The organism is Stenotrophomonas sp. YJH_SMC_40 (genome assembly GCF_059368615.1).
The window spans coordinates 88253-100674 of the sequence record NZ_JCAFRX010000001.1; the positions used below are offsets into that span (position 1 = coordinate 88253).

Sequence of the window (12422 nt, forward strand, 5' to 3'; positions counted from 1 at the left end):
CGCTGCTGGACACGCCGGCCGCGTCGCTCAACGACCCGGACTGGGCTGCTGCCGCGCGCCAGGCGCTGCAGCAGGCCGACGCGCGCCTGTACCGCCGCTTCGACCAGGGCGACAACATCGAGCGCCTGCTGGCGCTGCGCGCGCGTGCCGCCGACCATCTGATCCGCCTGGCGTGGCAGCGCTGCCTGCCAGTCGAGAGTGGCCTGTCGCTGTTCGCGGTGGGCGGCTATGGGCGCGGTGAGCTGTTCCCGCGCTCGGACATCGACCTGCTGGTGTTCGGCGGCCCGCCGGCACAGCTGGCGCACGAAGCGGCACTGGCGCGCCTGTTTGCGCTGCTGTGGGATTGCGGGCTGGCGGTCAGCCATGCGGTGCGTTCTGCATCCCAGTGCCGCGAGGCGGCGACGGACCAGACCGTGCTGACCGCGCTGATCGAGGCGCGCCCGATCCTGGCTGATGACGCGGCGCGCCGCGCGCTGCGCGAGGCCATCGACGACCGCGAACTGTGGCCGGCACGCGCGTTCTTCCTGGCCAAGCTGGAAGAGCTGCGCAACCGGCACCAGCGTTTCGGCGATACCGCCGACAACCTGGAGCCGGACCTGAAGGATGGTCCCGGTGGCCTGCGCGATCTCAACACGCTGGGCTGGATGGCTCTGCGTGCCTTTGGCGTGCGCGACCTGGAAGCCCTGGTCGGGCTCGGCCATCTGGGTGCCGACGAAGCCGCGGCGCTCAAGCGCGAACGTGCGGTGCTGGCGCGGTTGCGCTTCGGCCTGCACCTGGTAGCACGTCGCCCGGAAGAGCGCCTGCGTTTCGACTACCAGAAGACCCTGGCCGCGCGCCTGGGCTTCGAAGACGACGCCGAGAACCTCGGTGTCGAGAAAATGATGCAGGGCTTCTACCGCGCCGCGCTGGTGGTGCGCCGGATCAGCGACCGCCTGCTGCAGCGCTTCGAGGAACAGTTCGATGGCGAAGCGCAGCCGGAACCGCTGACCGTGGGCTTCTCCCTGCGCCGCGGCTACCTGGCCGCCAACGAGGCCGACTGGCCGCGTGGCGATATCGGCCAGGTGTTTGCGCTGTTCTCCAGCTGGGCCAACAATCCGCAGGTACGCGGCCTGCATTCGCTCACTGCGCGTGCACTGGCCGAGTCGCTGCCGCTGCTGCCGGCCTACGACCAGGCCGACACCGACGCGCGCGAGCAGTTCATGACCCTGCTGCGTGGCCAACGCCCGGTCGATACGCTTTCGCGCATGGCGCGGCTGGGCGTGCTCGGCCAGTGGATTCCCGCGTTCGCCCAGGTCAGCGGGCGCATGCAGTTCGACCTGTTCCATGTCTATACCGTCGACCAGCACACGCTGATGGTCCTGCGCAACATCGGCCTGTTCGCCAGCAGCCGTGCCGACGAACGCTTCTCGATCGCCCATGAAGTCTGGCCGCGCCTGCGCAAGCCGGAACTGCTGCTGCTGGCCGGCCTGTTCCATGACATCGCCAAGGGCCGCGGCGGCGACCATTCCGAACTGGGCGCGGTCGATGCGCGCGCGTTCTGCCAGGCGCATGCGCTGAGCACGTCCGATACCGAACTGGTGGCGTGGCTGGTCGAACAGCACCTGCGCATGTCGGTGACCGCGCAGAAGCAGGACATCGCCGACCCGGTGGTGATCCATCGCTTCGCCACCCTGGTGGGCAGCCGCGACCGCCTCGACTATCTGTACCTGCTGACCTGCGCTGATATCGCCGGCACCAGCCCGAAACTGTGGAACGCGTGGAAGGACCGCCTGCTGGCCGATCTGTATTTCGCCACCCGGCGCGCGCTGCGCGAAGGGCTCGAGCACCCGGTACCGGCGGCCGAGCGCGTGGCCGAGGCGCGTGACAGCGTGCGCGCACTGGTGCGCGAGCAGGGTTACGACGACGCCACCATCGACCGCCAGTTCGCCGTGATGCCGGATGAGGGCTTCATTCGCCTGCGCCCTGAGCAGCTGGCCTGGCAGGCCGCGGCGCTGGTACCGGTGAAACAGGGCCAGACGCTGGTGAAGGTGCGCCGCATCAGTGTCGACGACCCGGCACTGGAAGTGTTCGTGCATTCGCCGGACCGCGACGGCCTGTTCGCCGCCATCGTGATGACCCTGGACCGCAAGGGCTACGGGATCCATCGCGCGCGCGTGCTGGATGGTCCGGCCGACACCATTTTCGATACCTTCGAAGTGAACCCGGCCGACAGCTTCGCCGATGGCAGCAGCGCCAACCTTGAGGCCGCGCTGCGCGAGGCACTCAGTGGTGACCTGTCGCGCCTGCGCCCGTCGCGTCGGGTGGTGCCACGCCAGCTGCGCCATTTCCGCTTCGCGCCGCGCATCGAGTTCCGCGATGAACCGGGCGCAACCCGTTTTGCCCTGGTCGCACCCGACCGCCCCGGCCTGCTGGCCGACGTGGCGTTCGTGCTGCGCAACCAGGGCCTGCGCGTGCATGATGCACGCATTGCCACGTTCGGCGAACGCGCCGAAGACACCTTCGTGATCAGTGACGAACACGACCTCCCCCTGACTGAACCTGCCCGGCAGCAGCTGCATGACGCGATGCTGGCCTGCCTGGACCCTGATCGAAACGCCGGAGACCCCGCCTGATGGCCACCAAGCCTGTTAAGAAGACTGCTGCCACCGCCAAGAGCGCAGCGGCCAAGAAAACTGCCGCCGTGCCGGCCGCGAAGAAGGCTGCCGCGCCGAAGAAAGCCGCGGTGGTGAAGGCGCCGGCGAAGAAGGTGGCAGCACCGAAGAAGGCCCCGGCCAAGAGCGCAGAAGCCGCACGCGCCGAAACCATCGCCCGCAAGTCGCTGCGCAAGCCGGCCGCGCCGGGCGTGGAAGAACTGAAGTTCGGCATCGAAAGTGCCTTCGAACGCCGCGCCACGCTGACCCTTCACGAACTGGAAGGCTCGACCCGGCCGCTGGTCAACCGTGTGATCGACGGCCTGGAGAGCGGCGAATTCCGCGTTGCCGAACCGGACGGCCACGGTGGCTGGAAGGTCAACGAGTGGCTGAAGAAGGCCGTGCTGTTGTACTTCCGCGTCAACGACATGGCCGTGGTCGACGCACGTCCGGCGCCGTTCTGGGACAAGGTCGAATCGCGTTTTGCCGGTTATGACGAAGCGAAGTTCCGCCGTGGTGGCGTGCGCGTGGTGCCGGGCGCCATTGCCCGCCGCGGTACGTACTTCGGCAAGGACGTGGTGCTGATGCCGAGCTTCACCAACATCGGTGCCTATGTCGGTGAAGGCACCATGGTCGATACCTGGGCCACCGTGGGTTCGTGCGCGCAGATCGGCCAGCACTGCCACCTGTCTGGCGGTGCCGGCATTGGCGGCGTGCTGGAACCCCTGCAGGCCAGCCCGACCATCATTGAAGACCACTGCTTCATCGGTGCGCGTTCGGAAGTGGTGGAAGGCGTGGTGGTCGGTCACCACAGCGTGATCGGCATGGGCGTGTTCCTCAGCCAGAGCACCCGCATCTACAACCGTGCCACCGGCGAGATCACCTACGGCTACATCCCGCCGTACAGCGTGGTGGTGTCCGGCTCGCTGCCGAGCAAGGACGGTACGCATTCGCTGTACTGCGCGGTGATCGTCAAGCAGGTTGATGCCAGGACCCGCAGCAAGACCAGCGTCAACGACCTGCTGCGCGGCCTGGCCGACTGAAGGTGGCTGCGCCGGAGGATCTGGCGCAGTCCGCGATCTACCGGCATCCGTCCGACACCCTGTTGGGGCGGATGCTGCCGCGCCTGCTGCACGCCATGCGCTGGACCCGACTGCGCCGCGCACTGTCGCGGCGCTGGCCGATGCCGGCGCCGCCTTCGGTGGCCATCAGGCCCTCCTGCGTTTCCTCACCTGCCAGGACGAGGCCATCGCCCGCACCCGCGACTGTCGCTGGGCCAGCACCCGCATCGGGCTGCCGGTAGACCTCGACAGCCTGCAGCCGCTGCGCCTGGAACGCGAGCTGCAGTGCCCGCGCCTGCAGGCGATGGGCGTGGCGCTTGCATCGGGCCTGGCCTTCCGCTTGCCGAGAGTGCCGTTCCGGGTCGTGTCCGAGCGCCTGTTGTGAGATTCTGGCCCTCTGTTTTCCAGCATCACAGATGGCCATGAGCACCACTGTCTACGGTTTGAAGAACTGCGATACCTGCAAGAAGGCGACCAAGTGGCTGGACCGCTTCGGCGTGCCGTACACCTTCGTCGACTACCGCGACAACAAGCCCAGTCCGGAAATGCTGCTGGAATGGGCCGCGCAGCTGGGGGGGCTGGCGGCGATGGTCAACAAGTCCTCCACCACCTGGCGGCAGTTGCCGGACAACCGCAAGGCCGCGGACTCCGAGGCCGAATGGAAGCTGCTGCTGCGCGAGTATCCGCAGCTGATCAAGCGCCCGCTGGTGGTCACCGCCGATGGCAAGGCCAGCCAGGGTTTCAGTGACAATGGCTTCAAGGCACGCTTCGGCGTGGGCGACGCATGAGCGCGGTCCTCGACCTGACCTGCGAGCTGATTGCGCGACCTTCGGTAACGCCGGACGATGCTGGTTGCCAGGCGCTGTTGGCGGCGCGGCTGAAGCAGGCCGGATTCCAGTGCGATCATCTGCGCCTGGGCGACGTTGACAATCTGTGGGCGACCCATGGCCAGGGCGCGCCGGTGCTGGTTCTGCTGGGCCACACTGACGTGGTGCCCACCGGCCCGCGCGAGACCTGGACCAGCGACCCGTTCACCCCACAGATCCGCGATGGCGTGCTGTATGGGCGCGGTGCCGCCGACATGAAAGGCAGCGTGGCGGCGTTCGTGGTGGCCGCCGAGCAGTTCGTCGCCGACCATCCCGACCATCCCGGCACGCTGGCGGTACTGCTGACCAGCGACGAGGAGGGCGATGCCATCGACGGCGTGCGCCATGTCGCACGCCTGTTCGCCGCACGCGGGCAGCGCATCGACTGGTGCATCACCGGTGAGCCGTCGTCGACCGCGACGCTGGGCGATCTGCTGCGCGTGGGACGTCGCGGCAGCCTGTCGGCCAAACTGCGCGTCCAAGGCGTGCAGGGCCACGTGGCGTATCCGGAAAAGGCACGCAACCCGATTCACCAGGCGGCGCCGGCCCTGGCCGAGCTGAGTGCGCGGCGCTGGGATGACGGCTACGAGAGTTTCCCGCCGACCAGCCTGCAGATCTCCAACATCCACGCCGGCACCGGTGCCAACAACGTGATTCCCGGTGAGCTCGACGTGGATTTCAACATCCGCTACAACCCGCACTGGGATGCGCCGAAGCTGGAGGCGGAGATCACCGCACTGCTGGAACGGCATGGCCTGCAGTACACGCTGAAGTGGCATCGCAGCGGCGAGCCGTTCTACACCCCGGAAGGCACGCTGCGCGCCGCCGCGCGTGCGGTGCTGGCCGAGCACATCGGCCGCGCGCCGGAAGAAAGCACCGGCGGCGGCACCTCCGATGCACGCTTCATCGCGCCATTGGGTGCCCAGTGCATCGAAGTAGGCCCGGTCAATGCCAGCATCCACCAGGTGGACGAGAACGTGCGCGTGGACGATCTGGAAGCGCTGCCGGGGCTGTACCAGCGGCTGGTGGAACGGCTGCTGGTGTGACGATGGTGGTGTGAGGATGGTGGATGCCGACCGTGGGTCGGCACACCTTCCGCGCAGGACTGCAGCCGGGCCCTGGTCCGAAAAGATGAATAACGGCGGCATGATCGCCTTTTCCCAGTAGCTTGGCGCGGCCATGTAGAAACGCTGCGCCTGGGGGCCGGGCGAACAAGCCGGCCGCCGCTGGCAGGGCCGAAGGCGGGTGAGGGTCTGGTAGGCCGCCAGGCCCAGGCAGGGCAGGGCAACCAGTGCCCCGGTGCCTCGGTTGCCGACGCAACTGTTGCGCCGCGCTGGAAACCGGGGTAGGGTCGATGCCATGTCGATCCGTCTGGCCACCGCCGTCAACAACAACAACCGCAATAATCTGCGCGCGAATAATCGTGCGCGGCCGATGCGGGACTGCGCCCTGGGTAGATAGACAGCAACACACGCCCGGACACCAGAAAACCCGCATCAGCCGATGCGGGTTTTTTTGTGCCCGGGCGCAGCCTGCCCGGGCCTGGATGGCCGGTCGAACACCTTCCCACCCGTGAAATTCCCCAACAGGAGCTCCCCCATGTGTTCGATCTTCGGAATCTTCGGCCTGCAGGCCGGTGACGATCTTCCCACCCTGCGCCGCCACGCGCTGGAACTGTCGCAACGCCAGCGCCACCGTGGCCCGGACTGGAGCGGCGTGTACCTCGACGAAGGTGCGCTGCTGGTCCATGAACGGCTGGCCATCGTCGATCCGGCCGGTGGTTCGCAGCCGCTGCTGTCGGCCGATGGCCAGCTGGCGCTGGCGGTGAACGGCGAGATCTACAACCACCAGGCGTTGAAGGCGGCGCTGACCACCACCTACGACTTCCAGACCGGCTCGGACTGCGAGGTGATCAACGCGCTGTACCGCCAGGGCGGCGCGCCGGCGCAGTGGCTGGAACAGCTCAACGGCATCTTCGCCTTCGCGCTGTGGGACCGTGACAGTGGACGCGTGCTGGTGGCGCGCGACCCGGTCGGTGTGGTGCCGCTGTACTGGGGCCACGACGCCCAGGGGCGCTTGCGCGTGGCCTCGGAAATGAAGGCGCTGGTCGATACCTGTGCCGATGTCGCGCAGTTCCCGCCGGGCCACTATTTCGACAGTGCCAGCGGTGAACTGGTGCGCTACTACCAGCAACCGTGGCGTGACTATGCCGACGTGCAGGGTCGCCAGGCCGATCTGGCCGAACTGCGCCAGGCCTTCGAGCATGCAGTGGAGCGCCAGTTGATGAGCGACGTGCCGTACGGCGTGCTGCTGTCCGGTGGCCTGGACTCGTCGCTGGTGGCGGCGGTAGCCGCGCGCTATGCACGTCGCCGCATCGAGGATGGCGGGCAGACCGAAGCCTGGTGGCCGCGCCTGCATTCGTTCGCGATCGGCTTGAAGGGCTCGCCCGATCTGGCTGCCGCTGCCATTGCTGCCGAAGCGCTGGGGACCGTGCATCACGGCTTCGAATACACCTTCGAGGAAGGCCTCGATGCACTGCCGGAAGTGATCCGCCACATCGAAACCTATGACGTCACCACCATCCGCGCATCGACACCGATGTTCCTGCTGGCGCGGCGGATCAAGGCGATGGGGGTGAAGATGGTGCTCTCCGGCGAGGGCAGCGACGAGATCTTTGGTGGCTACCTGTATTTCCACAAGGCACCGGATGCGCGTGAATTCCACGAGGAGCTGGTGCGCAAGCTCGACGCGCTGCACAACTACGACTGCCTGCGTGCCAACAAGTCGATGATGGCCTGGGGCGTGGAGCCGCGCGTGCCGTTCCTGGACCGCGAATTCCTCGACGTGGCGATGCGCTTCGATGCTGCGCACAAGATGGTCGGTGCCGGGTTCGGTGGCCGTCGCATCGAGAAGGCGGTGCTGCGCGAGGCATTCGACGGCTACCTGCCGGACAGCATCCTGTGGCGTCAGAAGGAGCAGTTCAGCGATGGCGTCGGCTATGGATGGATCGACGGCCTGAAGGCGCATGCCGAGGCGCAGGTGAGTGACCGCGTGCTGGCGGCGGCCGACAAGCGCTTCCCGCACAACCCGCCGCAGACCAAGGAGGCGTATTACTACCGCCACCTGTTCGAGCAGTTCTTCCCCAGCCGTGCGGCCGCGGAGACCGTGCCGGGCGGCAAGTCGATCGCCTGCTCGTCGCCGGCGGCCATTGCCTGGGACGCCAGCTTCGCCGCCGCTGCCGACCCTTCGGGACGCGCGATCGCCGGCGTGCACGAGCAGGCACTGGCCTAAGCCCCAGAAAGGGGACGGAGGGGATTAAGTCGTTAGTGGCACAAACGACTTAATCCCCTCCGTCCCCTTTTTGTATGATCGCCCCCTGCGCATTGGGGAATGTTCATGGACATACAGGCAGGCGGCAACGCGCCGCCCACGAAATGGGGATGGCGTTATCTGGCGTGGGCCGGGGTGCCATTGCTGGCCGGGGTGCTGCTGGCGCGGTATGCCGGGCCGGCGGCCCCCGAGATGGTCGCCCGTGCCACGGTTGCTGCCGAAAGCAGCTGGGCGCAGCATCTGGCGTCACCGCTGGGCCTGTTCCTGCTGCAGCTGCTGGTGCTGTTGCTGGTAGCCAAGGGGGCGGGTGCATTGCTGAAGCGGCTGGGCCAGCCGGCGGTTATTGGCGAGATGACGGCCGGCCTGATGATGGGCCCGCTGGTGCTCGGCAGCCTGCTGCCGCAGTTGCATGGTGCGTTGTTCCCGGCCAACTCGTTGGGGCCGTTGGGCATGCTCAGCCAGCTGGGCGTGCTGATGTTCCTGCTGGTGGCCGGTGCCGAGCTGGACCTGGCGGCACTGCGCGGCCGCCGGCGTTTCGCCTTCACGGTCAGCCATGCCGGCATCGCGGTGCCGTTCGTGCTCGGCGTCGCCCTCGCGATCTGGCTGTATCCGCAGCACGGCCCGCAGGGCGTGGGCTTCACTGCATTCGCGCTTTTCGTTGGCATCTCGATGAGCATCACCGCCTTCCCCGTGCTGCTGCGCATCCTTGCCGACCGCGGCATCACGCAGACGCCGCTGGGGCAGACCGCCATCGCCTGCGCGGCATTGGGCGATGCCACCGCATGGTGCCTGCTGGCACTGATCGTGGCGGCTGCACAGGCCAGTGGATGGCTGCCGGCCAGCCTCAACCTGCTGTGCGTGGTCGCCTTCGTGGCGCTGATGCTGGGGCTGGTGAAGCCGTGGTTCGCCCGCCAGCAGATCGCGCCGGGCCGTGAGGGGCGCTGGCTGCTCGGCATCCTGCTGCTGTCGCTGGGCAGTGCCCTGATCACCGAAATGCTGGGCATCCACGCGCTGTTCGGTGCCTTCGCTGCGGGCGTTGCGGTATCGTCCAACGCGCAGCTGCGCGACCTGTTGATGGCCCGCGTCGAACCGTTTGCGGTGACCCTGCTGCTGCCGTTGTTCTTCGCCATGACCGGCCTGCGCATGCGCGCCGATGCGCTGCAGGCCAGCGACATCGTGTTGTGCGGGGTGGTGATCGTGGTGGCTACGGCTGGCAAGCTGCTGGGCACCTTCAGTGCTGCACGCAGTGCCGGCATGCCCACGCGCGAGGCGTGGCGGTTGGGCGCGTTGATGAACACCCGTGGCCTGATGGAGCTGATCGTGCTCAACCTGGGTTACGAGCTGGGCCTGCTCGGCGACCGCCTGTTTGCGGTGCTGGTGGTCATGGCGCTGGTGACCACGGCGATGACCGGGCCGCTGCTGAACCTGATCGAGCGTCGCAGGGCTTGAGCGTTGAACGGTAGTGCCGGCCGCTGGCCGGCAACCTCATGATGCTGGACACACCTGCATCGATGCCGGCCCGTGGCCGGCACTACCGCGCCGGCACCAGTGTCATCACGTGCTGTGCCTTGCCGGGCAGGAAGGGCGTCGGCCGTCCATGCACCCAGTCCTCGTGGCCGGCGCCCCAATAAGGTGACAGTGGATGGCCGCTCTGGCCGCCCGGCATGTGCACGATGCCGTCGGCCTCGTGGCCGGGCGAGACCACCATGCGCTCGGAAGCACCGAAGTTCGGCGTCTGCACGCGTGGCATGTCACGGTCGCCGGGCAGCTGGTCGGCGGGCATGCACAGCCAGCGCTTGGCGATGCCCTGCAGCGCCCGTGCGATGGGGTGGCAGATCGCCGCAGTGTTGCGTTCGCCCCAGGTGCGCTTGGACAGCGGTCCCTGCTTGGCCAGCTCGCTCTCGGTACGGCGTGCCGCGTCGATCAGCAGCGCATCCCAGCTGTCGAAGGCCGGTGGCAGCAGATGGGCCGGACGCTGTTGCAGCATCGGCCAGGCCACGCCTTCCAGCTGCGCCAGTCGCGGGTCGAGGTAGTCATCACCCAGCTGCGCATTGGCCGGTGCCAGCAGTGCATCGGACAACGTCTCCATCACCTGGGTGCGGAATTCACGTACTACCCGGTAGCTGACCGAACTGGCCGCGGCACGACCGCCCCATTGATGGCTGACTTCCCTCAAACGCTTCAGTGCAGGGTCGTCACTGCGCTCGATGACGTCGTGCAGCAGGGCCCACCAGCGCTGCAGGAACACCGCGCGATCGTCGAGCTGGATCGCCAGCAGGTCGTGCTCGTCGAAACGGTCCTGGATGGCGAGCAGATCGCGGATCTGCCGCGCGCGGGCGCCAAGGTCATAACCACCGTTGCCGACATTGGCCAGTGCCTCGCCTTCGAGGACGCGGCCGTTGGCGGTCCACAGGCGATGGTTCGGTGGGTCGATCAATGCCGGCGATGCGTCGCTGCGGATCGGCCAGGGGGCGCAGTCCTGGTTGTTGGCGGCGGTGAAGCCGGCCGGTGCACAGCCCGGACCGCGGTCGGGGCGGGCGCCAATCAGGCGCCAGGCGATGCGTCCGCTGCGGTCGCCGACCACCAGGTTCTGTACGGGGATGCCGGCGTGGTCGGCGAATTGCAGGGCACTGTCCAGGTCACCGGCGCGGGCCAGGTCACCGAAGTCCAGGCGCACCGCGCCGGGCAGGTGGGCGACCCAGCGCAGCGCGTCGCCGCTGCCATCGGCATGCGTGTGCAGGATCGGCCCCCAGTCGGTTTCGCGCACCGGGAACAGCACGTCGGCCTGGCCGGCCACCGCAATCCGCTCTTCATGCACGGTCACTGCGGAGTTGGCTGGTTCAGTGCGGTAATCGGCGGTATCGATGTAACTGTTGGTGAAGCCCCAGGCGACGTGGCCGTTGCTGCCGACGATCACCGCCGGCAGGCCAGGCAGCGAGAAACCGGTGACGTCGACCTGTCCGCCCGCGGCCTGCGGGTCGGGGTAGCGCAGGCGCACGCGGAACCACAGACCCGGCGCGCGCAGGCCGAGATGCATGTCGTCGGCGACGATCGCGCGACCGTCGGCGGTGAGCGCGCCGGCCACGGCGAAGTTGTTGCTGCCGATGACATCGGCCTCTTCCTGCTCGGTGCCCGGTTTCGCCTGCAATGTGCGCAGATCCAGCTGGCTGGCATCGGGCAGGGCAGCGTTGCCGGTCGGTTCGCCGAACAGTGGCGCATCCCATTCGGTGCCGTCGTGGGCGATCAGCGCGTACAGCGCCGGCGGCACCACCGCGCGGATGCGGCTGAGCGCAAGCTCGGTCTGGTTGTTCGGGTCCTGCAGGTCGGCGTACATGGCCAGACCGGTCAGCACGCTGTCGCTGGCCTGCCAGGGCTGCGGCGACTGCCGCAGCAGCAGGTAGGCCCATGGCCGCACGGAGAGGCCGGCCAGGCCCTCATTGACCCCACCGACATAGGCGCTCACGGCGTCGACGTTGTCGCCCAGCGCAGCCTGCATGTTCGCCTCGGTGCGCGCGCGCAGCCGATGCACGCGCATGCGCTTGTCGGCATCGATCGCTTTCGGCCCGAACAGCGCCGACAGCTCGCCAGCGGCACTGCGGCGCATCAGGTCCATCTCGAAGTAACGTTCCTGCGCATGCACGCGGCCGAGTGCGCGCATCGCGTCGGCCTGGCTGGTGGCGGTGATGGTGACCACGCCCAGCGCATCGCGCTCGATGGTGACCGGCCTGGCCAGCCCGGGCAGCGCATGCTCGCCGTCCAGGTCGGCCAGGCTGCCACGCAGCAGCAGCCACAGGACCAGTGCGGTAACCAGCACGATGGCGACCAACACGCCCAGCACCCAACGCCATGTACGTCGCATCGCACGTCCTTTCCGAACTCGTGGGCCGATTGTAGCCGCAGGCGCAACTGCGACTGATTCCGATTAGATCACCGTATTTTGAAATGCGGCACCCTATGCCGCATCGATTCACAGGAGCCCCCCATGAAAGGCAACCCGGACGTCATCGCCTGCCTGAAGGAACTGCTGCGCGGCGAGCTTGCTGCCCGCGACCAGTACTTCATCCATTCCCGCCGCTACGAGGACCAGGGCCTGTTCGCGCTGTACGAACGCCTGAACCACGAGATGGAAGAGGAAACCCAGCACGCCGATGCGCTGCTGCGCCGGATCCTGTTCCTGGGCGGCGACCCGGACATGCGCCCGCATGCCACCGAGCCGGGCAAGACCGTGGAAGAGATGCTGCAGAAGGATCTCGACACTGAATACGCGGTTCGGAACAATCTCGCCGCCGGCATGAAGCTGTGCGAGGAGAAGGGTGACTACGTGAGCCGCGACATCCTGTTGGCCCAGCTGAAGGACACCGAGGAAGACCACGCCTGGTGGCTGGAGCAGCAGCTGGGCCTGATCAAGCGCATCGGCCTGGAGCTGTACCAGCTGAGCAAGATCGACGGCAACGGCACCCCGGCGCACTGAGCCGGCACCGCGCTTCGGTAGAGCCGACCGCTGGTCGGCTGCTTTTTGCAGAGCAGCCGACCAG

General features: G+C 67.7%; 9 protein-coding genes. 8 read left to right on the plus strand and 1 reads right to left on the minus strand.

Features of this window, described 5'->3' with window-relative positions; translation table 11 throughout:
* Positions 1-2 precede the first annotated feature (2 nt).
* The 7 genes from AC5P6X_RS00385 (at position 3) to AC5P6X_RS00415 (ending at position 9336) form a co-directional block, all read left to right on the plus strand.
* Positions 3-2612: a [protein-PII] uridylyltransferase gene (locus tag AC5P6X_RS00385; protein ID WP_446832540.1), complete on the plus strand. Its 2610-nt coding sequence runs from the start codon at positions 3-5 to the stop codon at positions 2610-2612.
* On the plus strand, positions 2612-3673 hold the full coding sequence (gene dapD, locus AC5P6X_RS00390; RefSeq protein ID WP_005408756.1) for a 2,3,4,5-tetrahydropyridine-2,6-dicarboxylate N-succinyltransferase: 1062 nt from the start codon (positions 2612-2614) through the stop codon (positions 3671-3673). Before AC5P6X_RS00385 ends, dapD begins: the two co-directional genes overlap by 1 nt.
* Entirely contained in the window at positions 3615-4076 is a 462-nt protein-coding gene (locus AC5P6X_RS00395; RefSeq protein WP_237827140.1) for a hypothetical protein, read from the plus strand. Before dapD ends, AC5P6X_RS00395 begins: the two co-directional genes overlap by 59 nt.
* Before the next feature lie 31 nt (positions 4077-4107).
* Positions 4108-4479 (plus strand): arsenate reductase, encoded by a 372-nt coding sequence (locus tag AC5P6X_RS00400; protein ID WP_171039728.1) that lies wholly within the window; start codon positions 4108-4110, stop codon positions 4477-4479.
* Positions 4476-5603 (plus strand): succinyl-diaminopimelate desuccinylase, encoded by a 1128-nt coding sequence (dapE, locus tag AC5P6X_RS00405; protein WP_088437137.1) that lies wholly within the window; start codon positions 4476-4478, stop codon positions 5601-5603. Before AC5P6X_RS00400 ends, dapE begins: the two co-directional genes overlap by 4 nt.
* Positions 5604-6156: 553 nt before the next feature.
* A complete protein-coding gene (gene asnB / locus AC5P6X_RS00410) occupies positions 6157-7848 on the plus strand; it encodes an asparagine synthase B (protein WP_005408760.1) in 1692 nt (563 codons plus the stop codon).
* 105 nt (positions 7849-7953) lie between these two features.
* The gene (locus AC5P6X_RS00415) at positions 7954-9336 is read left to right on the plus strand and encodes a cation:proton antiporter domain-containing protein (RefSeq protein ID WP_425531780.1); all 1383 of its coding nucleotides are present in this window, start codon (positions 7954-7956) and stop codon (positions 9334-9336) included.
* 82 nt (positions 9337-9418) lie between these two features.
* Here AC5P6X_RS00415 and AC5P6X_RS00420 read toward each other — a convergent pair whose 3' ends face one another.
* Positions 9419-11746, minus strand: coding sequence for a penicillin acylase family protein (locus tag AC5P6X_RS00420; protein WP_329755864.1), 2328 nt, complete (start codon positions 11744-11746; stop codon positions 9419-9421).
* Positions 11747-11869: 123 nt separating this feature from the next.
* On the opposite strand from AC5P6X_RS00420, the gene bfr reads away from it, so the two are divergent.
* The gene (bfr, locus tag AC5P6X_RS00425) at positions 11870-12358 is read left to right on the plus strand and encodes a bacterioferritin (protein ID WP_088437139.1); all 489 of its coding nucleotides are present in this window, start codon (positions 11870-11872) and stop codon (positions 12356-12358) included.
* The last annotated feature ends 64 nt before the right edge of the window (positions 12359-12422 follow it).

Excerpts from the sequence above, each read along its gene's own strand:
- dapD (WP_005408756.1), top strand. The coding sequence starts at position 2,612 with ATGGCCACCAAGCCTGTTAAGAAGACTGCTGCCACCGCCAAGAGCGCA.
- AC5P6X_RS00395 (WP_237827140.1), top strand. The coding sequence starts at position 3,615 with ATGCCAGGACCCGCAGCAAGACCAGCGTCAACGACCTGCTGCGCGGCC.
- AC5P6X_RS00400 (WP_171039728.1), top strand. The coding sequence starts at position 4,108 with ATGGCCATGAGCACCACTGTCTACGGTTTGAAGAACTGCGATACCTGC.
- dapE (WP_088437137.1), top strand. The coding sequence starts at position 4,476 with ATGAGCGCGGTCCTCGACCTGACCTGCGAGCTGATTGCGCGACCTTCG.
- asnB (WP_005408760.1), top strand. The coding sequence starts at position 6,157 with ATGTGTTCGATCTTCGGAATCTTCGGCCTGCAGGCCGGTGACGATCTT.
- AC5P6X_RS00415 (WP_425531780.1), top strand. The coding sequence starts at position 7,954 with ATGGACATACAGGCAGGCGGCAACGCGCCGCCCACGAAATGGGGATGG.
- AC5P6X_RS00420 (WP_329755864.1), bottom strand. The coding sequence starts at position 11,746 with ATGCGACGTACATGGCGTTGGGTGCTGGGCGTGTTGGTCGCCATCGTG.
- bfr (WP_088437139.1), top strand. The coding sequence starts at position 11,870 with ATGAAAGGCAACCCGGACGTCATCGCCTGCCTGAAGGAACTGCTGCGC.